This is a genomic window from Cryobacterium sp. TMT4-10 (assembly GCF_004403275.1).
GTDB lineage: Bacteria > Actinomycetota > Actinomycetes > Actinomycetales > Microbacteriaceae > Cryobacterium > Cryobacterium shii.
Genome location: NZ_SOGU01000019.1, coordinates 1 through 26,065, shown reverse-complemented (window position 1 = coordinate 26,065; position 26,065 = coordinate 1). Strand labels below are relative to the sequence as shown.

Annotated in this window: 28 protein-coding genes and 2 pseudogenes; 7 read left to right on the top strand and 23 right to left on the bottom strand. The window is 68.3% G+C overall.

All coding sequences use genetic code 11. The annotated features are described in order from the left end of the window. Positions 1 to 19 precede the first annotated feature (19 nt). From E3T42_RS02385 to rpsP, 11 genes are all read right to left on the bottom strand, one after another. The gene (locus tag E3T42_RS02385) at positions 20 to 1,492 is read right to left on the bottom strand and encodes a glyceraldehyde-3-phosphate dehydrogenase (protein ID WP_134368263.1); all 1,473 of its coding nucleotides are present in this window, start codon (positions 1,490 to 1,492) and stop codon (positions 20 to 22) included. Positions 1,493 to 1,648: 156 nt separating this feature from the next. Further along, positions 1,649 to 1,972 carry a DUF2469 family protein gene (locus tag E3T42_RS02380; protein WP_130176401.1) on the bottom strand — a complete coding sequence of 108 codons (324 nt, stop codon included), beginning with the start codon at positions 1,970 to 1,972 and terminating at the stop codon, positions 1,649 to 1,651. A gap of 12 nt (positions 1,973 to 1,984) precedes the next feature. Continuing rightward, positions 1,985 to 2,620: a ribonuclease HII gene (locus E3T42_RS02375; RefSeq protein WP_370261503.1), complete on the bottom strand. Its 636-nt coding sequence runs from the start codon at positions 2,618 to 2,620 to the stop codon at positions 1,985 to 1,987. Between the two features lie 9 nt (positions 2,621 to 2,629). After that, positions 2,630 to 3,376 carry a signal peptidase I gene (lepB, locus tag E3T42_RS02370; protein ID WP_134368265.1) on the bottom strand — a complete coding sequence of 249 codons (747 nt, stop codon included), beginning with the start codon at positions 3,374 to 3,376 and terminating at the stop codon, positions 2,630 to 2,632. An 82-nt stretch (positions 3,377 to 3,458) separates the two neighbouring features. Beyond that, entirely contained in the window at positions 3,459 to 3,803 is a 345-nt protein-coding gene (gene rplS, locus E3T42_RS02365) for a 50S ribosomal protein L19 (protein WP_134368266.1), read from the bottom strand. 200 nt (positions 3,804 to 4,003) lie between these two features. Beyond that, the gene (locus tag E3T42_RS02360) at positions 4,004 to 4,492 is read right to left on the bottom strand and encodes an MFS transporter (RefSeq protein ID WP_134368267.1); all 489 of its coding nucleotides are present in this window, start codon (positions 4,490 to 4,492) and stop codon (positions 4,004 to 4,006) included. 36 nt (positions 4,493 to 4,528) lie between these two features. Beyond that, positions 4,529 to 5,227, bottom strand: a complete 699-nt coding sequence (gene trmD / locus E3T42_RS02355) for a tRNA (guanosine(37)-N1)-methyltransferase TrmD (protein ID WP_134368268.1) — start codon at positions 5,225 to 5,227, stop codon at positions 4,529 to 4,531. Positions 5,228 to 5,236: 9 nt separating this feature from the next. Continuing rightward, complete coding sequence (locus E3T42_RS02350) at positions 5,237 to 6,079, bottom strand: formate/nitrite transporter family protein (RefSeq protein ID WP_134368269.1); 843 nt, start codon at positions 6,077 to 6,079, stop codon at positions 5,237 to 5,239. Positions 6,080 to 6,175: 96 nt separating this feature from the next. Then, positions 6,176 to 6,847 (bottom strand): ribosome maturation factor RimM, encoded by a 672-nt coding sequence (gene rimM, locus E3T42_RS02345; protein ID WP_134368270.1) that lies wholly within the window; start codon positions 6,845 to 6,847, stop codon positions 6,176 to 6,178. A 22-nt stretch (positions 6,848 to 6,869) separates the two neighbouring features. After that, positions 6,870 to 7,106: an RNA-binding protein gene (locus E3T42_RS02340; RefSeq protein ID WP_134402389.1), complete on the bottom strand. Its 237-nt coding sequence runs from the start codon at positions 7,104 to 7,106 to the stop codon at positions 6,870 to 6,872. A 2-nt stretch (positions 7,107 to 7,108) separates the two neighbouring features. Further along, a complete protein-coding gene (gene rpsP, locus E3T42_RS02335; RefSeq protein WP_134368272.1) occupies positions 7,109 to 7,534 on the bottom strand; it encodes a 30S ribosomal protein S16 in 426 nt (141 codons plus the stop codon). 274 nt (positions 7,535 to 7,808) lie between these two features. On the opposite strand from rpsP, the gene E3T42_RS02330 reads away from it, so the two are divergent. Then, positions 7,809 to 8,951 (top strand): glutamate--cysteine ligase, encoded by a 1,143-nt coding sequence (locus E3T42_RS02330; RefSeq protein WP_134368273.1) that lies wholly within the window; start codon positions 7,809 to 7,811, stop codon positions 8,949 to 8,951. A 593-nt stretch (positions 8,952 to 9,544) separates the two neighbouring features. On the opposite strand, the gene E3T42_RS02325 is transcribed toward E3T42_RS02330, so the two are convergent. From E3T42_RS02325 to ftsY, 4 genes are all read right to left on the bottom strand, one after another. Continuing rightward, positions 9,545 to 10,357 carry an LLM class F420-dependent oxidoreductase gene (locus tag E3T42_RS02325; protein ID WP_134368274.1) on the bottom strand — a complete coding sequence of 271 codons (813 nt, stop codon included), beginning with the start codon at positions 10,355 to 10,357 and terminating at the stop codon, positions 9,545 to 9,547. A 75-nt stretch (positions 10,358 to 10,432) separates the two neighbouring features. Further along, positions 10,433 to 12,022, bottom strand: a complete 1,590-nt coding sequence (gene ffh, locus E3T42_RS02320) for a signal recognition particle protein (protein ID WP_134368275.1) — start codon at positions 12,020 to 12,022, stop codon at positions 10,433 to 10,435. Positions 12,023 to 12,078: 56 nt separating this feature from the next. Next, a complete protein-coding gene (locus E3T42_RS02315; protein ID WP_134368276.1) occupies positions 12,079 to 12,582 on the bottom strand; it encodes a DUF2004 domain-containing protein in 504 nt (167 codons plus the stop codon). A 7-nt stretch (positions 12,583 to 12,589) separates the two neighbouring features. Then, positions 12,590 to 13,465 carry a signal recognition particle-docking protein FtsY gene (ftsY, locus tag E3T42_RS02310; protein ID WP_134368277.1) on the bottom strand — a complete coding sequence of 292 codons (876 nt, stop codon included), beginning with the start codon at positions 13,463 to 13,465 and terminating at the stop codon, positions 12,590 to 12,592. A 260-nt stretch (positions 13,466 to 13,725) separates the two neighbouring features. On the opposite strand from ftsY, the pseudogene E3T42_RS17540 reads away from it, so the two are divergent. Beyond that, positions 13,726 to 14,097 (top strand): annotated as a pseudogene (locus E3T42_RS17540) (FAD-binding protein); the annotation flags it as partial. Positions 14,098 to 14,259: 162 nt separating this feature from the next. Here the strand turns inward: E3T42_RS17540 and E3T42_RS02300 are convergent. After that, complete coding sequence (locus E3T42_RS02300) at positions 14,260 to 14,715, bottom strand: hypothetical protein (RefSeq protein WP_134402388.1); 456 nt, start codon at positions 14,713 to 14,715, stop codon at positions 14,260 to 14,262. A gap of 137 nt (positions 14,716 to 14,852) precedes the next feature. On the opposite strand from E3T42_RS02300, the gene E3T42_RS02295 reads away from it, so the two are divergent. Then, positions 14,853 to 14,987: an FAD-binding oxidoreductase gene (locus E3T42_RS02295; RefSeq protein WP_134368278.1), complete on the top strand. Its 135-nt coding sequence runs from the start codon at positions 14,853 to 14,855 to the stop codon at positions 14,985 to 14,987. Between the two features lie 37 nt (positions 14,988 to 15,024). On the opposite strand, the gene cyoE is transcribed toward E3T42_RS02295, so the two are convergent. Then, entirely contained in the window at positions 15,025 to 15,975 is a 951-nt protein-coding gene (cyoE, locus tag E3T42_RS02290) for a heme o synthase (protein WP_160140999.1), read from the bottom strand. A gap of 87 nt (positions 15,976 to 16,062) precedes the next feature. Between cyoE and E3T42_RS17195 the strand changes: the two genes are divergently transcribed. The 4 genes and pseudogenes from E3T42_RS17195 (at position 16,063) to E3T42_RS02270 (ending at position 18,954) form a co-directional block, all read left to right on the top strand. Beyond that, positions 16,063 to 16,347 carry a sirohydrochlorin chelatase gene (locus E3T42_RS17195; protein WP_241975781.1) on the top strand — a complete coding sequence of 95 codons (285 nt, stop codon included), beginning with the start codon at positions 16,063 to 16,065 and terminating at the stop codon, positions 16,345 to 16,347. Continuing rightward, a complete protein-coding gene (locus tag E3T42_RS02285; protein ID WP_241975780.1) occupies positions 16,344 to 16,787 on the top strand; it encodes a sirohydrochlorin chelatase in 444 nt (147 codons plus the stop codon). The genes E3T42_RS17195 and E3T42_RS02285 overlap by 4 nt, the downstream gene beginning before the upstream one ends. Before the next feature lie 529 nt (positions 16,788 to 17,316). Beyond that, a pseudogene (locus E3T42_RS02275) lies at positions 17,317 to 18,514 on the top strand (IS110 family transposase). A 59-nt stretch (positions 18,515 to 18,573) separates the two neighbouring features. After that, positions 18,574 to 18,954 carry a four-helix bundle copper-binding protein gene (locus E3T42_RS02270; RefSeq protein ID WP_134368280.1) on the top strand — a complete coding sequence of 127 codons (381 nt, stop codon included), beginning with the start codon at positions 18,574 to 18,576 and terminating at the stop codon, positions 18,952 to 18,954. A gap of 78 nt (positions 18,955 to 19,032) precedes the next feature. On the opposite strand, the gene smc is transcribed toward E3T42_RS02270, so the two are convergent. The 6 genes from smc to E3T42_RS16605 form a co-directional block, all read right to left on the bottom strand. After that, positions 19,033 to 22,665 (bottom strand): chromosome segregation protein SMC, encoded by a 3,633-nt coding sequence (gene smc, locus E3T42_RS02265; RefSeq protein WP_134402387.1) that lies wholly within the window; start codon positions 22,663 to 22,665, stop codon positions 19,033 to 19,035. A gap of 521 nt (positions 22,666 to 23,186) precedes the next feature. Continuing rightward, positions 23,187 to 24,092, bottom strand: coding sequence for a bifunctional DNA-formamidopyrimidine glycosylase/DNA-(apurinic or apyrimidinic site) lyase (mutM, locus tag E3T42_RS02260; RefSeq protein ID WP_134365140.1), 906 nt, complete (start codon positions 24,090 to 24,092; stop codon positions 23,187 to 23,189). A gap of 23 nt (positions 24,093 to 24,115) precedes the next feature. Continuing rightward, on the bottom strand, positions 24,116 to 24,784 hold the full coding sequence (rnc, locus tag E3T42_RS02255) for a ribonuclease III (RefSeq protein ID WP_134365142.1): 669 nt from the start codon (positions 24,782 to 24,784) through the stop codon (positions 24,116 to 24,118). 123 nt (positions 24,785 to 24,907) lie between these two features. Continuing rightward, the gene (gene rpmF / locus E3T42_RS02250) at positions 24,908 to 25,111 is read right to left on the bottom strand and encodes a 50S ribosomal protein L32 (RefSeq protein WP_066596228.1); all 204 of its coding nucleotides are present in this window, start codon (positions 25,109 to 25,111) and stop codon (positions 24,908 to 24,910) included. A 2-nt stretch (positions 25,112 to 25,113) separates the two neighbouring features. Continuing rightward, entirely contained in the window at positions 25,114 to 25,686 is a 573-nt protein-coding gene (locus tag E3T42_RS02245) for a DUF177 domain-containing protein (RefSeq protein WP_134365141.1), read from the bottom strand. A gap of 11 nt (positions 25,687 to 25,697) precedes the next feature. After that, the coding region (locus E3T42_RS16605; RefSeq protein WP_198418086.1) for a hypothetical protein at positions 25,698 to 26,065 on the bottom strand (368 nt) is incomplete at its 5' end.

The window sequence follows — 26,065 nt, the reverse complement described above, 5'->3', positions numbered from 1 at the left end:
CGCGCACTCACAACGCGACTCAGAACGCGGCGACCGGTTCCGCGTTGCGCACCTTCGGGAAGACGGGCGGGTGGACCCCGGCCATCTCCTCCAACACCCGGATGACCTGGCAGCTGTAGCCGAACTCGTTGTCGTACCAGACGTAGAGCACGGCCTTGTTGTCCGTGCAGATGGTCGCGAGGCCGTCGACGATCCCGGCGCGCCGCGACCCGAGGAAGTCGCTGGACACGACCTCGGGCGAGTCGATGTAGTCGATCTGCTTGTGCAGTTCCGAGTGCAGCGACATGGTGCGCAGGTAGGTGTTGAGCTCGTCCCGGGTGGTGCCGTTCGCCAGGGTGAGGTTGAGGATCGCCATCGACACGTCCGGCGTGGGAACACGGATGGCGTTGCCGGTGAGCTTGCCGGCCAGCTCCGGCAGGGCCTTGGCGACAGCCTTCGCCGCACCGGTCTCGGTCAGCACCATGTTCAGGGCGGCGCTGCGCCCGCGGCGGTCCCCGGAGTGGAAGTTGTCGATCAGGTTCTGGTCGTTCGTGAACGAGTGCACCGTTTCGACGTGGCCGTCCACGATGCCGAAGCGGTCGTTCACGGCCTTGAGCACCGGCGTGATCGCGTTGGTGGTGCAGGATGCCGCGGTGACGATGGTGTCGCTCAGGTCGATGTCGGCGTGGTTGATGCCGTGCACGATGTTCTTCAGCGCACCCTTCCCCGGCGCGGTGAGCAGCACCCGGGACACGCCCGGGCAGGCCAGGTGCTGGGACAGCCCCTCGGCGTCGCGCCAGCGGCCCGTGTTGTCGACCACGATGGCGTCGTGGATGCCGAACTTCGTGTAGTCGACGGAGGCCGGGTCGGAGGAGTAGATCACCTGGATGAGCGTGCCGTTGGCCAGGATCGTGTTGTTGACCGTGTCGACGGTGATGGTGCCCTCGAAGGGACCGTGCACCGAGTCGCGGCGCAGCAGGCTGGCCCGCTTGATCAGGTCGTTCTCCGAGCCGCGACGCACCACGACGGCGCGCAGGCGCAGTCCCTGGCCGCCGCCGGCGTGCGAGATCAGGATGCGGGCGAGCAGGCGCCCGATCCGGCCGAAGCCGTAGAGCACGACATCCGTGCCGGTCTGCTCGTCGATGCCCTGACGCTCCACGACGTCCGCGAGCTGTTCGCGGAGGAAGCCGTCGAGGCTCTGCCCCGCGCCCTCCAGCTTGTAGGCCATGGCGAGGCGGGCCACGTCGATGGAGGCGGCCCCGAGCCGCAGGGTGCTCAGCGCCTGCAGCAGCGGCAGGGTCTCCCCGAGGGGCAGCTCGGCGTCGTCGATGTGGCGGGCGAAACGGTGCGCCTTCAGCAGCCCGACCACGGACTGGTTGACCAGCCCGCGCCCGTGCACGCTCGTCACGACGTTGTTTTCGCGGTACAGCCGGCCGATCAGCGGGATCATCGCCTCAGCGAGGGCCTCCCGGTCGATCCACGTGGCGCGTGCGAGGTCCGATTCCTGAAGCAAAAGAAATACCCTTCTCTCTCGACCGCATCGTTGCGCCGAGTTGTGCAGGCTGGTGCAGCCTGAGCCCCCATCCGGCCGACGGTGGCCTGACGGAGGAGAATCCCCCACGGTAGAACTCACGAACTCGGACCGCTCACGCGGTCCGGCTGAGCGGTGTCACTCGTCGAGCGCGAGCTCCTTGGGCAGCTCGAACTCCTTGGATGCGAGCTCTTCCACGTTGACGTCCTTGAACGTGAGCACCCGAACCGACTTCACGAACCGGTCAGACCGGTACACGTCCCACACCCAGACGTCTTTCATCGTCAGTTCGAAGTAGAAGTCGTGCTCCGTGTCCCGGCGAACCAACTCCACCTCGTTCGCGAGATAGAAGCGTCGCTCGGTCTCGACCACGTATTGGAACTGCCCAACGACGTCTCGATACTCTCGGTACAGGGCCAACTCGACCTCGCGGTCGTAGTCCTCGAACTCTTCTTCTTCCATGGTGACTCAATCTTACGCTGTGATTTTGAGCCAGGATCTGCGGTGCAGCACGGTCGGGCCGAGCAGCGCGATCGCGCCCATGTGGGCGGCACTGCCGTAACCCTTGTTCCCGGCCCACTCATAACCGGGGGTAACGGCATCCGCTTCGATCATGAGAGCGTCCCGGTGCACCTTGGCGATCACGGATGCCGCCGCCACCGACGCGCAGTCCTGGTCGGCCCGGATGCGCGTGACGACGTTGAGCGGGGTGACCATTGCCTTGTTCAGCCAGTCGTCGTTGCCGTCCAGGAGCACGACGCCGCCGGTGATGTCGACCCCGGCCGCGTGGAGCCGCGAGAGGGCCCTCTTGCCGGCGAGGCCGAGGGCGGCGATGATGCCCAGCTCGTCGACCTCCTGCGCCGAGGCGAGCCCGACGGCCGAGTGCAGGGCCCAGGCGACGGCCAGCGGGGCGAGGAGCTCGCGCCGCGGCTGGCTGAGCATCTTGGAGTCGCGTAAGCCGGCCGGGAACGGCGTGGCGGAGGCGTCGACGACGGCGACGCCGACGCCGACGGGGCCGGCCAGGGCGCCGCGGCCCACCTCGTCACAGCCGATCACGCAGGTCGCTCCGGCTGCCAGCAGGGCCAGCTCGACATCCAGGGTCGGATCCATGACAGCCACCTAGTCGGTCCCCGAGGGGATTCCTCGGAAAACCTCCGGGTAGTCGTCGAGCCAGGACCAACGGGCCAGCGGCCAGCTGATCACGAGGGCGCGGCCGACGACGTTGTCCTCGGGCACGTACCCCTTGCCCGGAGTGTCGCCGTTGTAGCGGGAGTCCTTGGAGTTGTACCGGTTGTCGCCCATCACCCAGAGCGAACCGTCCGGCACCACGATGTCAAAGTCGTCCTTGGACACCCGGGTCTCCCCGACCGGCAGCGTCACGTACGGTTCGTCGAGGGGGACGTCGTTGACGCTCATCTGTCCGAGGGCGTTGCAGCAGACGACGTGGTCGCCCGGCAGCCCGATGACGCGCTTGATCAGGTGGTCGTTGCTGTCCGGCGCGGACAGGCCCACGACGGAGAGGACCCACTCCGCCCCGGCGACGATGGGATTCTGCTCGATCGGCGCCTGCGGCAGGAGCCAGCCGCCCGGATCCCGGAAGACGACGACGTCGCCACGCTCGATCGGCATCAGTTTCGGCTCGAGCTGGTTGACGATGATGCGGTCGTTGACCAGCAACGTGGTCTCCATCGACCCGGAGGGGATGTAGAAGGACCGGATCAGGAACGTCTTGATCAGGAACGAGATGAGCAGGGCCACCACGAAGATGACCAGGAGGTCACGAAAAAAGAGTGCAACGCCGCGCTTCGTGCGCTTCGTTTCTGAATCCAGGCGATGAGACCGCGTGGGCAGAGAATTGTCCGTCATTAAACCACCTGAGCTCCTGACCCAGTGTACGGGTGAGGAGCTCAGGGTCAATCCAGCAGCAGCTGCGAGTCGGTCGTAACCGTTAGTCGCGCTTCTCTTTGATCTTGGCCTTCTTGCCACGCAGGTCGCGCAGGTAGTACAGCTTCGCGCGACGCACGTCACCACGGGTGACGACCTCGATGTGGTCGATCACCGGGGAGTGCACCGGGAAGGTACGCTCGACGCCGACCTGGAAGCTGACCTTGCGAACGCAGAACGTTTCGCGCACGCCTTCGCCGGAGCGGCCGATGACGACTCCCTGGAAGACCTGCACACGAGAGCGGGCGCCCTCAACGATGTTGACGTGGACCTTGACGGTATCGCCGGCGCGGAACGCCGGGATGTCCTTGCGGAGGGATGGTGCATCCACCTGGTCGAGAATATGCATATTGGTTCGCTCTCTGTATCCGCCACAGGACGACTACGGCTTATGCGGGCCCGCACGCGAACGTGTTCGGGTCAGCAAATGAATGAGTGTGTTTCGTGCCGATACGTTGCAGCTCCCCTGTGGCAGAGGCTTGCCACGGCACAAGCATTGAGTATGTCACGAAACCGCGGACTCCCACAAAGAAGAGGCCGAGCCGGCGGTCAGGATTCCGGCGGCTTCTCCCGCACGATGATCACGGGCGGCAACTCGGTGGGCGGCAGATCGCCGGGGACGAGGCCCCCACGCGCCGTCTCGTCGACGAGGATCATCATGGCCTGCACGCTCTTGCGGGCAGCGGCGACGAGCTCCCAGATGGCGAACCAGAAAACGCCGATTCCGACCAGGATGACCAGCGCGGCCAGCCCCGGAGCCCAGGTGTAGGAGAACCCCATGGCCACGATCAGGCCGTGCCAGAGGGTGAGGAATCCGACATCCGCCCAGGACACGGCGCGGGTCGTGCGCACCTCTTTGCGGGCGTAGAAGAGCAGGCTCACGGCCAGCAGGCCGAGCCCGATGAAGAGGCCGCTGAAGAAGCTGCCGACGACGTCCCAGCCGCCGGTCCCGTAGATCGAAGCACCGATCATCAGCCACGCCGGTAGCGCGAGCACGGCGATGAACTGCCAGTAGAAGAAGACCCTGCGTACGAACACGCAATCAGACTACCCGGGCGGTTCGGGCGTGTGCCCTCAGTTCGCTGGAGGCAGAAGGTCAGGGCGCACTCGGGCCGTACGTTCCAGCTGCTGCTCGCGTCGCCACGCGGCGATGGCGCCGTGGTTGCCGCTGAGCAGCACGGGCGGCACCTCGAGTTCCCGCCAGGCGGCCGGCTTGGTGTAGCTCGGGTACTCGAGCAGGCCGTCCTCGTGGGACTCTTCGACGAGGCTCTCCGGGTTGCCGACCACCCCGGGGATGAGACGCCCGACCGCCTCGATCATGGCCATGACGGCCACCTCTCCCCCGTTGAGCACGTAGTCGCCGAGGCTGACCAGCCGCACCCGGCCCGTGCGGGCGAAGTGGTCGAAGACTCGCTGGTCGATGCCCTCGTAACGGCCGCAGCCGAAGATCAGGTTGCGCTCCTGGGCCAATTCCCGGGCCATCGCCTGGGTGAAGAGCTCACCGGCCGGTGACGGGAAAATCAGCACCGGCCCGTCGTCGGCCACGTCGCCGAGGATCTCGTCGATGGCCTCGCCCCACGGCTCCGGCTTCATCACCATTCCGGCACCACCGCCGTACGGAGTGTCGTCGACGGTTCGGTGCCGGTCGTGGGTGTGGTCCCGCAGGTTGTGCACGCGCAGGTCGATCAGGCCGGACTGCCGGGCCTTGCCGACCAGGGAGACGTCGAGGACGGAGAAGAACTCCGGGAAGATCGTGATGATGTCGATGCGCACGGGAGAAGTCTACGAGCGAACGAGTACGGGTGAAGCGGATGCGGCGTCCAGGGTCACGGCCCGGTTCCCCCGTGTGCGATGGGAGAAGTAGACCGGCAGCGCGGTGAAGGCGATGGCGCCGAGGAGGTTGCCGAGGAGCACGGGGGCCTGGTTCCAGAGCCACCACTCGCCCATGCTGATGTCGGCGCCGAGCATCATTCCGGCGGGGATCACGAACATGTTGACGATCGCGTGCTCGAGGCCGAGGCTGAAGAAGATCGTGACCGGGAGCCACATCGCCAGGATCTTCCCGCCGGTCGACTTCGAGGTGTAGAACATGATCGTTCCAATGGCCACCATCCAGTTACAGAGCATCGCCTTGACGATGGCGACGAGGATGCCGCCGGCACCGGCGGCCTGGTAGGGCAGCACCTTGTGCTCGGCCAGGTGGATGATCGCCTGCACCATGGGGTCGCTCGAGTCGGTGCCGGCGTAGGTGATCGCGAACGTGTACAGGGCTGCGTACAGTCCGGCCCCGAGGAGGTGCGCGAGGATGACGACTACGAAGTTCTTGACGCACTTCCGGATGGTCGTCCGGCCTTCCAGGACGGCGAGCGGAATAAGGGCGAAGCTTCCCGTGACGAGTTCCAGGCCGAGCAGCAGAATAATGGCGAAGCCGACGGGGAAGAGGACCGCCCCCACGATCGGGAGCCCGGTCTGGGCCGCCGCGGTGAGGGCCACGGTCGTCGCCGCACCGAGGATGGCACCCGAAAGGGTGCCACGCACGAACATCTGCTTAGTGGTCAGGTTCGATTTATGTTCACCCGAGTGGATGATGTCATCGATGAGTTGGTCGGGTTTGACGTACGACATGCGCGGTTACTCCTAGAACGGATCTGCCGCGTCGTAACGAGCCGGGAAGTCGGACGGGCGCGGCGCGCCTCTCCCCTGGGGGTGGACGGGTCGCGTCTATGCGCCGTCGGTGTCGGTGGGTGCGGGCACGTCGGAGGGCTTCTCGGCCGCTTCCTCGTCCGCTGCGGGGGCCTCGTCGGCCGCGAGGGCCTCGTCGGATTCCTCGGGTTCCTCGGGGAGTTCCTCGAGAAGGCCGGGGGGCGGGGTGATCGTGACGATGCCCCGCTTGATGTCCACGGAGGGCACGATGGCCTTCACGAACGGGATCATCACGTCGCCGGCCGGGGTCTTCACGATCAGGAGGTCCTGGGCGGGAAGGTGCTCGAGCCGGGAGATGGTGCCGATCTGCACGTCGTCGCGCACGACGGCCAGGCCGATCAGCTGGTGGTCGTACCAGGCGTCTTCTTCGTCGGACTGCTCCGCGTCATCCTGGTCGATCCAGAGGATGGCCTTCGCCAGGGCCTCGGCCGCTTCGCGGTCGGGCACGTCCTTGAAGAAACCGACGGCGTGCTGGTTGTACCAGCGCAGTTCGACGAGTTCGATCTTTTTGCCGTGCCAGGGCGAACCCGTGGGCACCTGCAGGGTGAACACGGCGCCCGGGACGAAACGACGTCCCGGGTCATCCGTGAACAGCTCGAGCTTGATCGCGCCTTTGAGGCCGTGCGCCTTGGTCAGGCGCCCCACCCTCAACTGGCTGCGCGGAGTCGTGCTGTCGTTCACCGAACTCATATCCAACTACTCATTTACCAGTTCAGAAATCGGTGTCGACGACGTCAACGCGTACGCGCTTGCCGTCGGCCAGCGCGGCCACGAGGGTGCGCAGTGCCTTGGCGGTGCGCCCGGAGCGACCGATCACGCGACCGAGGTCTTCGGGGTTCACACGAACCTCGATAACCTCGCCGCGAGGGGAAGTCTGGGCTGCAACGTGCACGTCGTCCGGGTGATCAACGATTCCCTTGACGAGGTGCTCAAGCGCGGGAGCAAGCAAAATTACGCCTTGTCCTCTTCGGTTGCCTCGGCGGCAGCTTCGGATTCCTTGGGCGCTTCTTCCTTGACGACGGGCTTGTCAGCCTTCGGCTTCAGAACCGGCTTCTTCTTCTCGTCGGCGACGAAGGGAACCTTCGGCTCCTTGAACTTCACGGTGCTGACGGCGTTCTTGTCGCCCTTGAAGATGCCCCAGTCGCCGGTCAGCTTGAGGAGAGCCTCAACCTGCTCGGTCGGCTGTGCGCCAACGCTCAGCCAGTACTGCGCACGCTCGGACTTGACCTCGATGACGGAGGGCTCCTGCGTGGGGTGATAGATGCCGATCTCTTCGATGACGCGACCGTCGCGCTTGGTGCGCGAGTCGGCGACAACGATGCGGTAGTACGGTGCACGGATCTTGCCCATGCGCTTCAAACGAATTTTGACAGCCACAATTCTCCTGTGTATTTGATTTTTGGCGAACTGACGGCCGTGAGCGTGGGGGCACACTCGGCACAAGCTCAAATAAGGTTTCTTCCTGCGCCTGAGTAGAGGGTCGGACGCAAGAGAACTCGACTAACCATTCTGTCAGACATCACCCTCTTTGTGATAATCGGATGCCGATGCCACCGGCCCCGAGCCCCGCCCGTGGCACCGACGCGCGAATAGCTGTCAGGATTGGGTCTGAACACACCCGTTCGGGTGCGCCAGACCGGGAGGACCGGACGTGGGAATCGAATTTGCCCGCTCATCGCGGTCGACCATCGGCATCGAGTGGGAGCTCGCGCTCGTCGACCGGGAGTCGGGAGACCTGGTCTGCCTGGCCGACGAGGTGCTCGCCGCGCTGCGTGGGACCGACGGCGCGCCGCACCTGCACATCACCGGCGAGTTGCTGCTCAACACGGTCGAGCTGGTGTCCGGGGTGCACCACACGGTGGGCGGCGCGGTCGCGGACGTGGCGGCGCAGGTCGAGGAGGTGCGGGCGATCACGGATCCACGGGGCGTCGACCTGATCTGCAGCGGATCGCATCCGTTCGGCCAGTGGTTCGACCAGGAGGTCACCGACAAGGCCCGCTACCACCGCCTGATCGAGCGCACCCAGTGGTGGGGCCGCAACATGATGATCTGGGGCATCCACGTGCACGTAGGGATCGAGGACAAGGCCAAGGTCATCCCCATCCTGAACGGCCTCCTCGGCTACCTGCCGCACCTGCAGGCCCTGTCCGCGTCGAGCCCGTACTGGGCCGGGGTGAACACCGGCTACGCCTCCAACCGGGCGCTGATGTTCCAGCAGCTGCCCACCGCCGGCCTGCCCTGGATCCTGGAGGACTGGGAGGCCTGGGAACACTATGTGGAGGACATGACCGCCACCGGCGTGATCGAGGACGTGACCGAGGTGCGCTGGGACATCCGCCCGTCGCCGCGCTGGGGAACGATCGAGGTGCGCGCCTGCGACGGCGTGTCCACGACCGAGGAGCTCGGGGCCATAGCCGCGTTCATCCAGTGCCTGGTCGAGTGGATGTCCACCCGGCTCGACGACGGCGAGGAGGTGCCGTCGATGCAGCCCTGGTTCGTGCGCGAGAACAAGTGGCGGGCAGCCCGCTACGGACTGGACGCCCAGATCATCATGGATGCCGCCGGGCAGGAATGCCCGGTCGTCGACGACGTGCACCGGCTGATCGGCGCCCTCTCCCCCGTCGCCGAGCGCCTGGGCTGCCTGGACGAGCTGCTGGGGCTGGGCCGGATCATCTCCGGGGGCGCGAGTTACCAGCGCCAGCTCCGGATCGCCGACGACAACGACGGCGACCTGCCAGCCGTCGTCAAGGCGCTCAGCCGGGAACTGCGCACCGGCCTGTCCGGCGATCGCTGACCCGTCTCGCGGTACCCCGCCAGCGCAGACCCGCTGCTTCACCGTGCGCACAGGCATCGCGGCCGCGATCCGGCCCGGACCTCGCCGAGACCTCGCCGAACCGTGAGTTGCGACCCTTTCCGGGCGAGAAAGAGGGGCGGAACTCACGGCTCGGCGGATGTCTGAAGCGCGTTTTTGCATTCGCGCCAGGCTAGCCAGTCGGTTACGGGTCGCGGCCCCGGGCCTGGGCCTGGCCGTCTGACCGCCTTTGGCACGACTATTCCGCTGAACCCGTGACTCGCGGATGCCCGCGGGCTGCGGTTCGGGTTTTCGTGGCGCGGGCGCGGCCGGCACCGCTGGCCCGCTGTGCGAGGTGGTCCTGACCCGGCACCCAACCCCGGGCCGCGTCATGGCAGACCGGTGCCATCACCTCGGGTTTGCCCCGCACCATGCGGATCAGCCACCCCGACGTCTCGATGCTGTGGTCGTTGCTCGTGGCACTCAATGGCTGGCGACGCGTCGAATGCGCGGGCCCGGAACGGCGCCGAGCCGTGAGTTGCGACCCTCCGCAGACGAAAAAGAGGGTCTAAACTCACGGCTCGGCGGAAGGGCTGTTACGCGTTTTTGCTGTCGCGCCAGGCCAGCCAGTCGGTGAGCGGGGCCAGGTCGTAGCGGGGGCCGGAGAGCCCGAGGGTGAACAGGCGCGCGCCGAGGTCGTAGAGCTGGTCGGCCTCCTCGACCGTGCGGGCGCGCAGCTCGGTGGAGATCTCGATCTCGGCCAGGTCGCGGCCGACCGTGTCGCACCAGCCCGCCAGCACCCCGAGCTTGTGCTCGAGCACCGCGGGGGTGGAGAACGAGTGCCAGATGTCGGCGTGCCTGGCCACGATCCGCAGGGTCTTCTTTTCCCCGCCGCCGCCGATCAGCACCGGGATGTCGCGCACGGGCGGCGGGTTGAGTTTCGCCCAACGGGCCTCGATCCGCGGCAGGTCCGCTTCGAGGGCGTCCAGGCGGCCGCCGACGGTGCCGAACTCGAAGCCGTACTCGTCATAGTCGCGCTCGAACCAGCCGGAGCCGGTGCCGAAGATGAACCGGCCGCCGCTGATGTGGTCGATGGTGCGCGCCATGTCGGCCTGGAGGTCGGGGTTGCGGTAGCTGTTGCAATTGACCAGGGCGCCCAGTTCGATCGTGCTGGTCTGCTCGGCCCAGGCCGCGAGGATGGTCCAGGATTCGAAGTGCAGGCCGTCTTTGTCGCCGGAGAGCGGGAAGAAGTGGTCCCAGTTGAAGGCCACGTCCGTGCCCAGGGCCTCGACCTCGGCCACCGTCTCCCGGATCTTCGCGTAGGTGGCGTGCTGGGGCGCGATTTGCGCGCCGATGCGCACCCGGCCGGCCGTGGACGAGGGCAGGGGGGACGGCGTGGAGGAGGTCATGGGCTCATCCTAAACCGGCCACCGGGGCGCCCGGCGGCGCTGCCGAAGGTGTCACCGGCGGCGCTGCCGTGGGCGCTACCGGCCGAGCATCTTCTGCAAAGCGGCCATCTCGTCTTCGGTGGGGCCGCCGGCCTTCTTCGAGCCCCCGCTCGCGCCGGCACCGAGGCCGAAGCCCGTGCCGCCGCTCACGCCGGCGCCGAGGGCCGGCTTCTCGCCGGACGCGATCGCCAGGTTCTCCGCCGCGCGTTTGGCCGGGTTGCCCGACTTGGACCCCTTCTTCTTGGGCTGCGGTTTGCCGCGCCCGCCGCCGCCGCCCATTCCACCGGGGACCGGCCCCATGCCGGGGATGTTGGGCATGCCGCCCTTGGCGACCGTCTTCATCATCTTCGAGGCCTGCTCGAATCGCTGCACGAGCTGGTTCACCTCGGTCACGGTCGAGCCGGCACCGCGGGCGATGCGCAGCCGGCGGGAGCCGTTGAGCAGTTTCGGGGTGGTGCGCTCGGCCTTGGTCATCGACTGGATGATGGCCTCGGTGCGCACGATCTCGCGCTCGTCGAAGTTGTCGAGCTGCGCCTTCATGGCGCCGGCGCCGGGGAGCATGCTCATCATCTTCTTGATCGAGCCCATGTTGCGCAGCTGCTGCATCTGGCCGAGGAAGTCGTCCAGCGTGAAGCTGTCGGTGGAGAACTTCTCCGCCATCTTGCGCGCTTCGTCTTCGTCGAACGCGCCCTGCGCCTGCTCGATCAGGGTGAGGATGTCACCGAGGTCCAGGATGCGGGACGCCATCCGGTCGGGGTGGAACGGCTCGAAGTCGTCGAGGCTCTCACCGGTCGACGCGAACATGATCGGCCGGCCCGTGATCGAGGCCACGGACAGGGCCGCACCACCGCGCGCGTCGCCGTCGAGCTTGGAGAGTACGACGCCGGTGAAGTCGACGCCGTCCTGGAAGGCCCTGGCGGTGGCCACGGCGTCCTGGCCGATCATGGCGTCGATGACGAAGAGGACCTCGTCCGGGTCGATGGCCTTACGGATGTCCGCGGCCTGCTTCATCATCTCGGCGTCGACGCCGAGGCGTCCGGCGGTGTCGACGATGACCACGTCGTGCATCTTCTGCTGGGCGTACTTCACGCCGTCGCGGGCGACCGTGACCGGGTTCCCGACGCCGTTGCCCGGCTGCGGCGCGTACACGGGCACGCCGGCCTGGGCCCCGACGACCTCGAGCTGCGTGACGGCGTTGGGGCGCTGCAGGTCGGCGGCGACGAGGATCGGGGTGTGGCCGTCTTTGGCGAGCCACTTCGCGAGCTTGCCGGCGAGCGTGGTCTTGCCGGCACCCTGGAGACCCGCGAGCATGATGATGGTCGGCGGCTTCTTGGCGAACTCGAGCCGGCGCTGCTGCCCGCCGAGGATCTCGACGAGTTCCTCGTTGACGATCTTCACGACCTGCTGGGCCGGGTTCAGCGCCTTGCTGACCTCGTCCCCGAGGGCGCGCTCACGCACCTTGCCGGTGAAGTCCTTGACGACCTCGAGGGCGACGTCGGCGTCGAGGAGGGCGCGCCGGATCTCGCGGACGGTGCCGTCGACATCCGCCGCACTGAGCTTGCCCTTGGTGCGGAGATTCTTGAACGTCTCGGCCAGGCGATCTGAGAGGTTTCCAAAAGTAGCCATTATGCGTTTAGTTTAACCGGTCCGCAGGCCTGTCGCGTGCCGAGGTCGCGTTTGCCCTACTGCTCGACCGCGATGAGCACGGGGTCGCCGTGCACGTCGATCGTGACCACGAGCAGCGCGTCGGTCTCATCCGGGCTGATCGAATACTCGAGCACGGCGAAGTGCTCCTCGCTGCGGTGGTGGTGGGGGTGGAAGCCCACCCGCTGCAGCTGGATGGAGCGCAGGAAGTCGATCTGCTTGTCACCGGAATCCCAGATCAGGGCGTCCTCGAGGGCCTCGGGATCCATCTCCTCCAGTTCGGATTCGATGTAGGCGCTGGTCACCGAGGCCTCCTTGCTGAGGTCGGCCACGAGCGACTCGCGGGCCTCGGAGTCGAGGTCCTCGAGCGCGTTCACCATGGCCGCGGCGATGTCGAGCGCCTCCGCCGAGACCGAGGCCTCGTCCGGCGAGCTGAGGTCGATCTGCACGTCCTCGTCGCCCAATTCGGCGAAGTCCGACCAGTACACCTCACCCTCGTCGTCGCTGCCGAGAATGCCGAAGAAATCGTGTTCGATGGTCATGACTGTCCTATCCGACGAGCTTTTGCGCGAATACGTGAGGCGTGAAACCGGTGAGGTCGTTGATGCCCTCGCCCTGACCCACGAGTTTGATGGGGATGCCGGTCTTCTCCTGAACGGCCAGGACGAATCCGCCCTTCGCGGAGCCGTCGAGCTTGGTGAGCACGAGGCCGGTCACGCCGGCGTGCTCGATGAAGGCCTCGGCCTGAGTGAGCCCGTTCTGGCCCGTCGTCGCGTCGAGCACGAGCAGGACCTCCGCGATGGGAGTCTGCTTCTCGACCACCTTGCGAATCTTGGTCAGTTCGTCCATCAGGCCGCCCTTGGTCTGCAACCGGCCGGCGGTGTCGATGATCACGATCTCGGTGCCCGTTTCGAGGGCCCGCTGCACGGTCTGGAATGCGACGGATGCCGGGTCCTGGCCGTGCGCCTGCGGCCGCACGATCTCGGCGCCGGCCCGCTCGGCCCAGGTGGCCAGCTGCTCAACGGCCGCGGCGCGGAACGTGTCCGCCGCACCGATCAGCACGCTGCGGTCGTAGGTGCGGAGGAACTTCGCGAACTTGCCGATCGTGGTGGTCTTGCCGACGCCGTTCACCCCGACGACGAGCACGACGGCCGGCCGGGCGCTGAGGTTGAGGGTGGAATCGAGCTTGGAGAGTCGTTCCTCGAGGCCTTCGCGCAGCATCCGATGCAGGTCGGTCGGGTCGGTCGTGTTGTACCGGGCGACCTTGGCCCGCAGGTCGGCCACGATCTCCTCCGTGATGCTCGGACCGAAATCGGCCTGGATGAGCGCGTCTTCGAGGTCGTCCCACGTTTCATCGTCGATGAGCTTCTTCGCGAACATGCCGCGCAGTGCGCCGGAGAGAGACCAGGGGGTGCGTTCAGCCATACGCCTAGCCTACGGCGCGCCCGATGCCCCAGGGGTTGGTCTCCGGCGTGCCTCGGTCGATAATCGGTGGGCACGCACCGAGCCGCAGTCGGTTTCTTACGGAGAAAGGAACGCCAGTGCCACACACCAACGAGTTGGATCCCCACCTTCGCACCCTCGCCGCGGCACTGGACGGGCGGCTGGTCCTTCCGGGCGACGCCGACTAGGACCAGGCGAGGTCACCCTGGAACCGGGCCGTCGAACAACGTCCCGCCGCGGTCGCCATTCCCGCAGGCGCCGACGATGTGCGACTCATTATCGACGCCGCCCGTGCCGGTGGCTACGAAATCGCGGTGCAGCCGAACGGACACGGGGCGAACAGTGACCTGCGCAACTGCATCCTGGTGCGTACTTCCGCCTTTGACGAGGTGACCATCAAGGTCGAAGAGCGCTTCACCCGGATCGGCTCCGGCGCCAAATGGGGCGCCGTGCTCCCCCGCCTCGAGGGAACCGGCCTCATCGCCCTGGCCGGTACCAACCCGGACGTGACCTGCGCCGGGTACCTGCTCTCGGGCGGGCACTCCTGGTTCAGCCGGTGTAAGGGGCTCGCCGCCCACTCCATCCGCGCGGTCGAGCTTGTCGACGCGCACGGTCGGCAGCGACGCGTGGTCGCGGACAGCACTGCCGAGGGCGACGCCGAGCTGCTCTGGGGGCTGCGCGGCGCGGCCGGTCTGCTCGGCATCGTGACGGCCATCGAGATCGACCTCTACCCCGCCCCCGCGCTCTTCGGAGGCAAGATCGTGTTCCCGCTCGAGTCAGCGGGAGTCGTGTTCGAGCGGTTCGCCGCGATCATGGCGACGGCACCCGACGAGCTGACCATCTTCGCCGGGCTGATCAACATGCCCGATCTGGAGGTGGTGCCGGAGCTCATGCGCGGCCACGGTTTCGCGACCATGGATGTCGTCTTCGTCGGCGACGCCGACGCCGCCCGCACGCTGATCGCCCCGCTGCTGGCCACGGCGCCCGTCATCGCCGACATGACCGCACCGTTCGAAATCGGGCACCTCGGCGAGGTTTCGGCCGAACCAGGCGACCCTCTCCCGTTCCTCGACTGGACCGCGGCCATCAGCGAACTCGGCGACGACGGGTTCGGCCCGCTGATCGAGGCGTTCACCGCAACGACCCCCGCCGGCATCAGCATGCTCGAGCTGCGGCCGCTCGGGGGCGCGATTTCCGATCCGGCCCCGGATGCCACGGGCATCGTCGGGCATCTCGAATCGCAGTACCTCGTCTACGCGGGAGCGGTCCTGCTGGACCCGAGTCGCCGAATCGATCGGGGCAGTGTCTTCGGGCCCTTCGAGAACGCGGTCCGGGAGATCGCGGTCCGGGAGATCGCGGACCCCGCATTGTGCCGACGTTCCTCGTCCCCGGGCAGGACCTGTCCGCGGCGTTGCCGCCGGAGAGCCTCGCCCGGCTGGGGCGGATCAAGCTCGCCGTCGACCCGGACGGCCTGTTCCGCAGCAACCGGCAGCTCCCGAGCTGAAACCAGTAGGCCCTGTCCGGCTGGGGAAGGACCGCGGCTAGGGAAGGACCGGGCCCACCGAGACCATCAGGCACAGCGCCAGGATGATCACCAGCGAGAAACGGAACATGCGGCGTGCCCACGGCGCGGGGTCGCCGGTGCGCAGGCCCACGATGCCGAGCCAGATCCAGTAGGCGCCGAGCACGCCCATCACGGTCGTGTACACGTACCCCACGTAGCCGAACACCGGCAGCAGCAGCGTCGACACGACGAAGGCGACCGTGTACACGAAGATCTGGATCGTGGTGTTGCGGATGCCCCGCACCACCGAGATGACCGGCACGCCGGCGCTGGCGTACTCGTCGTGGCGGTAGATGGCGATCGAGTAGAACTCCGGCATCTGCCAGAGGAAGACCGCCAGGAAGGCGAGGACCGCACCGATGTCGATGGCCCCGGAGACGGCGACGTAGCCGGCCAGGATCGGTGCGGCACCGGACACGCTGCCGACCAGGGTGCCGTGGATCGACAGGCGCTTGGACAGCATCCCGTAGAGCACGACGTAGACGAGGAAGCCGGCCAGGCCGACGACGACGACGAGCCAGTTCGTCCAGGCGGCGAGCATGCCCATGCCGAAGACGAAGAGCAGGATCGAGAAGATGACCGCGTTCCGCACCCCCACGCGCCCCGTGACGGTGGCCCGCTTCTTCGTGCGTTCCATCACCATGTCGATGTCGCGGTCGAGCACGTTGTTGAGCACGGTCGCGGAGGCGATCACGAGCGTGGTGCCGACGCAGAGCACCACGAACAGGAACAGGTCGACCTGGCCCCGGGCGGCGAGGAGGAAGCCGGCGGCGGCGGTGAGCGCATTGCCGTAGAGCACGCCGGGCTTGGTCAGCGAGTAGTAGCTGGTGAGCGTGTCGCGGAAGGACGTTCCGCTTCCGCGGGCGGCGAGGGCCCCATCGGTGCCGTCGACCCGGTCACGTGCTGAAAACGGGGCTCGCGCGGTCATACGGAAGGTGTTCCCATCGGGTAGGCGGTATACCTCAATCATAAGCGCCGGGGTCACAGGAGAAGGACGAACCGGCAGAATGGTGGGGTGACGATCCAACGCTCCCCCGCCCTCGTCGGCATCGCCCACGGCACCTCGTCCCCCGCGGGCCAGGCCGCGGTCGCCGGGTTGATGCGCGCGGTCGCCAAGGCGCATCCCGACCTGACCGTCACCCTCGGCTTCGTCGACGTGCAGCATCCGGACACGCCGGAAACCCTGGCCGCGCTGCCGGCCGGCCTGCCCGCCGTCGTGGTCCCGCTGCTGCTGTCGGCCGGGTACCACGTGCACGTGGACCTCACGGAGGCCGTCGACGCCGGTCCGAGCGTCAGGTGACGCTCGGACCGGCGCTCGGCCCCGACGACCGGCTGATCGCCCTGCTCCGGCACCGGCTCGAGGAAGCGGGCCTGGCGGAGGAGGACGTGGCGGAGGAGGACGTGGCGGTGCTCGCGGTCGCCGGCTCCAGCGACCCCCGCGCGGTCTCGGCCTGCCGGGTCGTCGCCGCGGGGCTCACCGCGGCATCCGGTCGGGAGGTCACCCTCGGTTTCCTCTCCGCCGCCACCCCGCGGCTGGCCTGCGCGGTCACGACGGCGCGGATCGAGAACCCGGGTCGCCGCATCGTCGTGAGCAGCTACCTGCTCGCGCCGGGATACTTCCAGGGGCTGGTCGAGCGGGCGGGGGCGGATGTCGTGACGCGCCCGCTCCTGGTGCCGAACGAGCCGGCCCCCGGGCTGCTCGTCGAGCTCGTGACCGGCCGCTACCGCAGCGCGCTCTGAGGCCGATCCGCCCCGGAAGGCGCCGGGCACCGTAGCCCCCGGCGACCTCGTCCGCGACTGTGTGACGCACCGCTACGGCGCGTGACCGGCCGTTACGGCTCCGGTGTCGCCCACCCCCCATCCTCGGTACGTTTTCTCCCACGCACCCGGCGCATCCGTTTTCGCCGCACGTCGCGTCCCAGAGGAGGAAACCATCGTGTCACCGAGCCAGACCGAGACGGCACAACCCGTGCGTCGCCCCCGCCCCTCCTCCCGGCCGAACGGCCAATGGAAGGTCGACGGCACGCCCCGTTACTTTCTTCGTAGCCCTTGATCGTGTAGTTATGTGAGGGTGTTAGCCTGTCAGGCCCGGCATGGTTCTTGCCCCCAGTCGCCCCTGATCCGGGGGGTGTTGTCACCGGGCCTGACTGGCATCAGGTGATCGCTGATAGGGGCTGGACCGGGACTCGTCCCAGGCCGTTCGTAACGTGGATGCCGAGACTTGATGCCGCGGTTCAGGCCGACTTTTGGAACCTGAGACGGAGGATTCATGATCGAGAACTACGACAGCGTCGACGTCTTCATCGGCGTGGACGTCGGCAAAGGAGAACACCACGCGGTCGCCCTCGACCGGACCGGCAAACAACTCTTCGACAAGGCACTGCCCAATGACGAAGCGAAGCTCCGCGAGCTGATCGGGCAGCTGAAACGACACGGCCAGGTCTTGTTCGTCGTCGATCAGCCCGCGACCATCGGCGCCCTGCCGATCGCCGTCGCCCAGGCCGAAGACGTGCTCGTGGGCTACCTGCCGGGGCTGGCAATGAGGCGCATCGCGGACCTGCACGCGGGCGAAGCCAAGACCGACGCCCGCGATGCCGCGATCATCGCCCAAGCCGCGAGGAGCCTCCCGCACGCGCTGCGGTCACTGCAACTGGCCGATGAGCAGGTCGCTGAGCTCTCGATGCTTTGCGGTTTCGACGACGATGTCGTCGGCCAGATCACGGCCACGAGCAACCGTATCCGGGGCCTGCTCACCCAGATCCACCCTGCGTTGGAGCGGGTCCTGGGCCCGCACCTGGACCATCCGGCGGTGCTGGATCTGCTGCAGCGCTACCCAACGCCAGCGACGATGAAGGCCGCTGGCCCAACCCGACTCGGTAACCGGCTGCTGAAGTTGGCACCGCGAATGGGCCGGCGCCTCGCGGACGAGATTACCCAGGCGCTGGCCGAGCAGACCGTCGTGGTCACCGGCACGAACGCGACCAGCATCGTGCTCCCCAAGCTTGCCGAACAGCTCGCCGCGCTCCGCCGGCAACGGGACGAGATCGCCGTCGAAGTCGAGCGGCTCGTGGAGGCTCACCCTCTTCACCCCGTCCTGATCAGCATGCCCGGAGTCGGGATCAGGACCGCAGCCAGACTCCTCACCGAAGTCTCCGGCAAGGACTTCGCCTCCGCCGGCCACCTCGCCGCCTACGCTGGCCTGGCCCCCGTGACCAGGCGCTCCGGCAGCTCCATCCGCGGTGAACATCCCTCCCGGCGAGGCAACAAGATCCTCAAACGGGCGCTATTCCTCTCGGCCTTCGCCGCCCTCGCGACCCGGTCTCACGGGCCTACTACGACCGCAAGATCGCCCAAGGCAAGCGCCACAACCAAGCCCTCATCGCCCTCGCCCGACNCGCTGCGACGTCCTCTACGCCATGCTCCGCGACGGCACCCTCTATCAAACCGACCATCAACTCGCCGCTTGACAAAAACATAGGGGCACCCCCCCCCCGACAAGCGCGGGGCCCGGGTCTACTGTGTTGGCATGGTGACGAGCACATGGCCGGAGGAGTCCGTGCGCACCGGGATCAACCGGTGCGTCGAGGCCTGTGTCGCGCTCGTGCAGGTGAGCGAGGACTGCGCCGCCGCCTGCCTCGCCCTCGAGGGCAACGGTGAGATCACCCACTGCTTCCTGGCCGACCTTGACTGCATCGAGGTGTGCTCCGCGACCAGCCGGCTGCTGTCCTGGCATGTGCACAGCGACGGAGCGACCGCGATCGCCATGCTGGAGACGTGCCGCGAGTCCTGCTCGGCCTCGGTCGAGGCCTGCGAGCGGATGGCGGAGCTGTACCCGTCGTGGCTCACCTGCACCATGGCCTGCCGGCGCGTCATGGACGCCTGCGGCACGCTGCTCGCCGCGCTCTAGCCCGGGAGGCGGTGTGACCCTGGCCGCGGTGTAGTCCGCGCCGCGGTGTAGCCCGCGCCGCGCCGCGGCCGTCGCCGGTCAGACGAGCTGCGCCTCGTCCTTCACCACGCGCTGACCGACGACGGCCGAGACCCCGTCCTGCCGCATCGAAACGCCGTAGAGGGCATCCGCGATCTCCATCGTGCGCTTCTGGTGGGTGATGATGATGAGCTGGCTGGCGGCGCGCAGGTCCTCGAAGATGGTCAGGAGACGGCCGAGGTTGGCGTCGTCGAGCGCGGCCTCGACCTCGTCCATGATGTAGAACGGGCTCGGGCGGGCCTTGAAGATCGCGATCAGCAGGGCCACGGCCGCCAGCGAGCGCTCGCCGCCGGACAACAGCGACAGGCGTTCGATCTTTTTGCCGGCCGGTTTGACGGAGACCTCGATGCCGGTCGTGAGCAGGTTATCGGGGTCGGTCAGACGGATGCTGCCGCTTCCGCCCGGAAACAGCACCGGGAAGACCTCGGCGAACGCCGCCTGGGTGTCCTCGAAGGCGGCGCCGAAGATGGCGCCCATCTTCTCGTCGATCTCCTCGATGATCGTGAGCAGGTCCCGCCGGGTGTTGGTGAGGTCGGTGAGTTGCTCGGTCAGGAACCGGTGCCGCTGTTCCAGCGCCGCGAACTCCTCCAGAGCGAGCGGGTTGATGCGGCCGAGCTGGGCGAACCTGCGTTCGGCCACGGCGAGGCGCCGCTGTTGTTCCTCACGGTCGAAGCTCGAGGCCTCTCCGTTGGGGTCGTCCGCCGGGACTGGCTGGTCGGGGCCGTACTCGGCGACGAGCACCTCTTCCACCAGGCCGAGCTCGCTGCCGGCGCGTTCCAGCAGTCCGGAGAGGTGCAGTTTCTTCTCGTAGATCGCCAGTTCGAGCCCGTGCACCGTCTCGGTGACCGACTGCAGGCGGGTGCGCAGCGCGTTGTCGTCCCGGCGCAGCGCCGCCAGCTCCTCGTTCTGGCTGCTGCGCTCGTGCTCGGCGCCCGCCAGACGCACCCGGGCCTCGGCCACCGAGGCATCAACGGCGGCGAGCACCCGGGGCAGCGCCTGGGCGACATCCGTGGCCGCGGCCACCTGCCGGCGACGGATGACGGCGCGGCGAGCTGCCTCCTCGGCCGCGGCCCGCTCGGTCTCGCGCCGGCGGGCGAGGGCGTCCGCCCGGGCCTGGGCGGCCCGCACCCGTTCGCGGGCCGTCTCCACCTGCAGCCGGGACTCGACCTCGGTCTCGCGGGCGGCCTCGAGCGCGGCGTAGAGCAGGTCGCGGGAACCCGAGTCGAGGACCGGGCGCGGCCGGGCCCGCATCGAATCGAGTTCGGTCCGGGCCGCCTCGCTCGCCGCCTCGGCTCCGGCCACGGCCTCGCCGGCTAGGCGGAGGGCGGCGGAGAGCCGGTTGCGTTCGGCGGTGGCCGCCTCGACCTGCACGGTGGCACGGTTGGTCTTGTCGGCCTGGGCGGCCAGGCGGGAATCGTAGGCGCGGAGCCGGGCGAGGGCGCCCTGGGCCTGTTCCTTGCCGGTGCGGAGCAGGGCTCGCGCGTCGCCGAGGTCCTGGCCGACCACCTCAATGCGGGACGTCACCTCGCCGAGGGCTGCGGCTGCGGCATCGCGGTCGGCGACCAGCTCGAGCTTGCTGCGTTTGGCGCCGGAGCCGCCGCGCAGCACGTACTCGCTGAGCACGTCTCCCGTTCGGGTGATGATGGTGAGCGGTGGGCCCGCGGCCTCGCGGTTTAGGCCGCCGATGGTCCCGGCGGCGGCTGTGGCTGTGGCTGTTGCTCGGGCCGCGGCTCGTGCGGCGTCGAGGTCGTCCGCGATCACGGTGTGTTCGAGCAGGCCACGCACGCCGGCGGGCGCATCAATCACCGAGCAGGCCCAGACCAGGCCGTCAGGGAGGTCCTGTGGCTCCGCGCCACGCCCGGCGACCGGACCGGCACCCGCCTCGGCAATCGTCTCGGCAGCCGGCCCGGCGCCCGGCTCGGTACCCGCGTCGGCCACGACGAGCTCCACCCGGCCGAGGTCGTCGGCCCGGGCGCGCAGCACGGCATCGAAGGCCGCATCGAGGGTCTCGGCGAGCACGGCGTCGGCGAGCGACCCGAGGGCGGCGGCGATCGCGGCCTCGTAGCCCGGGTGCACCCGCACGTGATCGGCCACCAGCCCACGGATGCCCGTCAGCGCCGCGGCGACCAACGCCGACGAGCCGTCCTTCTGGTCCAGGGCGAGGGACAACGCCCCCGCGCGGGCCGCGAGCGCGTCCCGTTCCCGCTCGAGCAGGTGCAGCTCGTCGCGGCCGCGTTCGACCTCGCCCTCCGCGTCGACGACGGCGGCCCGGCATTGCTCGAGGGTGTCGGCCGGCGCGCCCTCGCCGAGGTCGGCGTCGGCTTCTTCAGCAGCCCCCTGCAGCGCGGCGAGCTGCGCCTCGGCGGCGGTGACCCGGCCGGTGGCTGCGTCGAGGGAGTTCTGCTGGCGCAGCACCTCACCGCGCACGGAAGCCAGCCGGGACGCCGCCGTCTCCGCCTGGCCGGTCAGCTCGGAGATCCGGAGGTCGTGCCTTGAGACCAGCACCGCCTGGGCGGAGATCTCCTCGTCGAGGGCGTCGAGCTCGCTGCGGGCCGCGGCGGTCGACGCACGCGCCGCCGCCCAGGCGGCCTCTGCCTCTGTGATGCGGTCGCCGAGGGCCGCAACCTCGGCGGCGGCATCCGTCAGCATGGTCGCGGACACGCTCGGGCCGGCGTCAGCGGGTTCGGCCTGGGCGCCCAGCAGGGCGAGGCGCTGGTTGGCCAGGGTGTACAGCCCCCGCAGGCGCTCCTGCACGGATTCGAGGCCGAAGCCGGTGCGCCGGGCCTGGTCGACGGCGTCGCCGATCTGCGCCTGTTCGAGCCGTTCCAGACGCAGTTGTTTCTGCTCGAGCTGCTCGGTCAGCACCAGTCGTTCGGCGTGCCGTTCGCTCTCGGTGCGCCCGTGGGCGTCCAGGGCCGTGCGGAGGGCGACGACGTCGTCGGCGAGTAGCCGGGCCCGCGCATCGCGGGCGACGGACGCGATCGTCTGCGCCTCCCGGGCGATCTCGGCCTGCCGGCCGAGGGGTTTGAGCTGACGGCGGATCTCCCCGGCCAGGTCGCTCAGCCGGGTGAGGTTGGCCTGCATGGCGTCGAGCTTGCGGAGGGTTTTCTCCTTGCGCCGACGGTGTTTGAGGATGCCGGCGGCCTCCTCGATGAACCCGCGCCGGTCCTCCGGGCTGGCGCGCAGCACGGCGTCCAGCTGGCCCTGCCCGACGATCACGTGCATCTCGCGGCCGAGGCCGGAGTCGCTGAGCAGTTCCTGCACGTCGAGCAGCCGGCAGGTCTGCCCGTTGATCGCGTACTCGCTGGCCCCGTTGCGGAACAGGGTGCGGGAGATGGTGACCTCGGTGTAATCGATCGGCAGCGCACCATCCGTGTTGTCGATGGTCAGCGTCACGGCCGCCCGCCCGAGCGGACCCTTGGTGGACGTGCCGGCGAAGATCACGTCTTCCATCTTGCCGCCGCGGAGCGTTTTCGCGCCCTGCTCGCCCATCACCCAGGCGAGCGCGTCGACGACGTTGGACTTGCCGGAGCCGTTGGGGCCGACCACGCAGGTCACGCCCGGTTCGAACGCGAACGTGGTCGGGTGGGCGAAGGACTTGAACCCCTTGAGGGTGAGGCTCTTCAGATACACGGCCCACCCTTTCCGTTTCGCTCGAGGCTCCGTTGCGCGTGCTGCCGGCCGCGGCCTTCTCGGCCAACTGCAGCGAGCTCTGCCAGCCACAGGCTCCGCCCGCTTTGCCAACCGCGACCGCCGCCCTGTCCCACGGTACCGGACTCACCCCGCCCGCCCCGTTAGGCGCGGTCCCTAACGAATTCGACGGAGATTTTGCCCGATCTGGGCTGAAACGGATGTTTTGGGCCCCGTTGGAGCAAAATCTCCGTCGAATTGGTTCAGAGGGCCGGGGAGAGCCGGCACTTGCTCACGGTCAACGAGGCGATCGGCTTCGTGCCAGTGGTCGCTGGGGAGACTGGCGCCGGGACGCCCGGTCACGCGCGGCCCCGCCCCTAACGAATTCGACGGAGATTCTGCCCGATCTGGGCTGAAACGGGCGTTTTGGGCATGTGGGGAGCAAAATCTCCGTCGAATTGGTTCTAGGGCAGCGGGGTCTAGGGCGGAGAGTTCTAGGGCGGAGAGTTCTAGGGCGGCGGGCTTTAGCGCAGGCGCTGGCAGCGGGGGCAGAGGTGCGACGAGCGGTTCATGAACTGCTCGCGCACGAGCGGGGTGCCACAGACCGGGCAGGGTTTTCCCTGCCGGCCGTAGACGGACAGGCTGTGCGAGAAGTACCCGGACTGGCCGTTCACGTTCACGTACTGAGCGTCGAAGCTGGTGCCGCCCTCGGCGAGGGCGCGGTTCAGGATGCTGCGCACGGCGGCCAGCAAAACGCGGGCCTTCGCCGGCGAGAGCGACGCGGCCGGCTGCTCGTAGTGGAGGCGGGCGGCGAAGAGGGCCTCGTCAGCGTAGATGTTGCCGATCCCGCTGATCAGGGTCTGGTCGAGCAGCGCTCGCTTGATGCCCGTCTTCTTACGGGCCAGGGCCGCCAGGAACGACGAAGCGGAGAAGGAGACGTCGAGCGGGTCGCGGGCGATGTGCGCGACCTGCGAGGGGATCAGCCCCGACCACGCTCCGCCGGCCCGGCCGGAGAAGCCGGCGGGCAGTCCGTCCCTGGTGGGCGCCATGGTGTCGACGGCCATGCTCCCGAAGATGCGCTGGTCGACGAAGTTGAGCCAGATCTCGCCGTGGTCCGGGTGATCGAGGGCGAGACGGATGCGAAGCTGCGCGTCGGCATCCGTGCCCGGGCTGCGCAGCAGCACCTGGCCGCTCATGCCCAGGTGCACGACCAGTGCCCGCCCGGTATCCAGCGGCAGCCAGAGGAACTTGCCCCGGCGCACGGCGGCGAGGACACGGTGGCCCTGCAGCAGCTCGCCGAAGGGGCCCAGGGCGCGGTCGTGACGGCGCAGCGAGCGGTCCTCGAAGACCTCGACGCCGGCGATCACCGCTCCGGTGACGGCCGGTTCGACGCCGGCGCGGACGACCTCGACCTCGGGCAGTTCGGGCATGCGCGCGGTTCAGCCGGCCGGCGTCAGGGGGTGCTGAGCCGGGTCCAGGCGTCGAGCGCGGCAGCCATCTCGGCGTGCTTCTTGCTCGTGCCTTCGCCGGTGGCGGTGACGATGCCCACGGTGACCGTGGCGATGAAGACCTTGGAGTGGTCCGGGCCGCTCTCGGAGATGAGGTAGACCGGAGCCCCGGAGCCCAGCCGCGCCGCGGCCTCCTGCAGGCTCGTTTTCGGGTCCATGGAGACGCCGAAGTGTCCCGGGTCGTTCAGGAGCGGCTCGATCAGGCGCAGCACGAACGCGGTCGCGACCTCACCGCCGGAATCGAGGTAGACCGCCCCGATCAGCGCCTCGACGGTGTCGGCGAGGATCGACGACTTGTCGCGGCCGCCGGTGAGGATCTCGCCGCGGCCGAGCCGCACGTAGCCGCCCAGCCCGATCCCGCGCGCGATGCCCGCGAGGGCGACGCTCGACACTAGGCTGGCCCGGCGCTTGGCGAGGTCACCCTCGTCGAGCCGCGGGTACGCCCGGTAGAGCATGACCGTCACGGCCTGCCCCAGGATCGAGTCGCCGAGGAATTCCAGGCGCTCGTTCGTGGGCACGCCGCCGTGCTCGTACGCGTACGAGCGGTGGGTCAGGGCCAGCTCCAGCAGTTCCGGATCGATCTGCACGCCGAGCGTCGCCAGCAGGGCCGACATCTCGGGAGCGACGCTCACGAGTGACCGCCGAGAACACTGATGCCGCGACTCCACGGGCCGGAACCCGCAATGGGGTCCCCCGGCATCCGTCGGCGCGGCATCAGAGAATCGAGCACAACCGACTTAAACGTCGGCGACTTTGCGGCCCTTGTATTCCATGAACAGCGCCGTGCCGGCGGCGTCGGTGACGACCTTGGCGCGGTGCGGCAGGCTGTAGACGACTTTGCCGTTTTCCATGGTCTTGACCAGGGTGGGAGCCTCGGCCTTCCAGCAGGAACGACGTGAGCGGGTGTTGGAGCGTGATTGCTTGCGCTTCGGGACTGCCATGACTACTTCTCTTCTCTATCCGTTTCAGCCTGGATGTCTTCATCCGTGCCGCTGCTTTCGGAAGCTTGGAATTCCATCAGCGCGGCCCACCGGGGATCGCGCTTTTCTTCGGGTACGAATTCAGGGGCCTCGGCAAGCCGTTCACCGGTCTCGGGGTCGAGACCTGGGCAATCCGGCCGGCAAACCGGCTGGAACGGCAGTGACAAAACCACCGCATCCCTGATCAGAGGTTCAAGATCCACGTGGTCATCTTGAACTTCACTTTCATAAGCTTCGTCTAGAGAGTACGCGAAAAGCTCGTGAAACTCGACTTGGACCGGCAACTCGACGTCGATCAGGCATCGGCCGCACTCTCCGGCGGCGATTCCGGACACCTGGGCGGAGACGAGAATGCCTTCGTGCAGGGTCTCGAGACGCAGATTGGCGACGAGGGTCGAGCCGGCTTTCACGGCCACGAGGCTTTCGCCGAGGTCTTCCGGGACGGCGATTTCGAGGTGGCGCTCGTGCATGGTTCCCGGGCGGTTGATCAGGTCTCGCACATCGACCTTGTACGGGGTCTTCTTGAACTTAGTCACGGGGAATCATTCTACGCGTTCGCGGCTGGGTGTTCGCGTTGTCGCCCGGCTGCGGGCCGCCACAGCGACGCGGGCAGCAGCCGCGACCTCAGACGGATGCCCCGGGCCGACCCTTCGTGGACGGCGCGCCCGACCAGGTCGAGGTCCCCGACCAGCGCCGATGCCTGCGTGGCTGCCCGTTCCGCGGCCTGGTCATCGCCCGCACCGGTGCCGGTGCGAAGTTCAGGGCGAGGTTCAGTGCGAGGGGCAGTGCCCGCCCGCGAGAACCGGTCCCGTTCCGTGGCGAGGAGAAGCCGGTCGAGGGCCGCGGCGGCCCCGGGGCCGGGCGCGCCGGGCGGCGCGCGCTGCGGCTCCCCCGACGGCTCCCCCGGTCGCTCCC

Excerpts from the sequence above, each read along its gene's own strand:
- E3T42_RS02380 (WP_130176401.1), bottom strand. The coding sequence starts at position 1,972 with ATGGAAGAAGAAGAGTTCGAGGACTACGACCGCGAGGTCGAGTTGGCC.
- E3T42_RS02375 (WP_370261503.1), bottom strand. The coding sequence starts at position 2,620 with ATGGATCCGACCCTGGATGTCGAGCTGGCCCTGCTGGCAGCCGGAGCG.
- lepB (WP_134368265.1), bottom strand. The coding sequence starts at position 3,376 with ATGACGGACAATTCTCTGCCCACGCGGTCTCATCGCCTGGATTCAGAA.
- rplS (WP_134368266.1), bottom strand. The coding sequence starts at position 3,803 with ATGCATATTCTCGACCAGGTGGATGCACCATCCCTCCGCAAGGACATC.
- E3T42_RS02350 (WP_134368269.1), bottom strand. The coding sequence starts at position 6,079 with ATGTCGTACGTCAAACCCGACCAACTCATCGATGACATCATCCACTCG.
- rimM (WP_134368270.1), bottom strand. The coding sequence starts at position 6,847 with ATGAGTTCGGTGAACGACAGCACGACTCCGCGCAGCCAGTTGAGGGTG.
- E3T42_RS02325 (WP_134368274.1), bottom strand. The coding sequence starts at position 10,357 with ATGACCTCCTCCACGCCGTCCCCCCTGCCCTCGTCCACGGCCGGCCGG.
- ffh (WP_134368275.1), bottom strand. The coding sequence starts at position 12,022 with ATGGCTACTTTTGGAAACCTCTCAGATCGCCTGGCCGAGACGTTCAAG.
- E3T42_RS02315 (WP_134368276.1), bottom strand. The coding sequence starts at position 12,582 with ATGACCATCGAACACGATTTCTTCGGCATTCTCGGCAGCGACGACGAG.
- ftsY (WP_134368277.1), bottom strand. The coding sequence starts at position 13,465 with ATGGCTGAACGCACCCCCTGGTCTCTCTCCGGCGCACTGCGCGGCATG.
- E3T42_RS02300 (WP_134402388.1), bottom strand. The coding sequence starts at position 14,715 with ATGCCCGACGATGCCCGTGGCATCCGGGGCCGGATCGGAAATCGCGCC.
- cyoE (WP_160140999.1), bottom strand. The coding sequence starts at position 15,975 with ATGACCGCGCGAGCCCCGTTTTCAGCACGTGACCGGGTCGACGGCACC.
- E3T42_RS02270 (WP_134368280.1), top strand. The coding sequence starts at position 18,574 with ATGGTGACGAGCACATGGCCGGAGGAGTCCGTGCGCACCGGGATCAAC.
- mutM (WP_134365140.1), bottom strand. The coding sequence starts at position 24,092 with ATGCCCGAACTGCCCGAGGTCGAGGTCGTCCGCGCCGGCGTCGAACCG.
- rnc (WP_134365142.1), bottom strand. The coding sequence starts at position 24,784 with ATGTCGGCCCTGCTGGCGACGCTCGGCGTGCAGATCGATCCGGAACTG.
- rpmF (WP_066596228.1), bottom strand. The coding sequence starts at position 25,111 with ATGGCAGTCCCGAAGCGCAAGCAATCACGCTCCAACACCCGCTCACGT.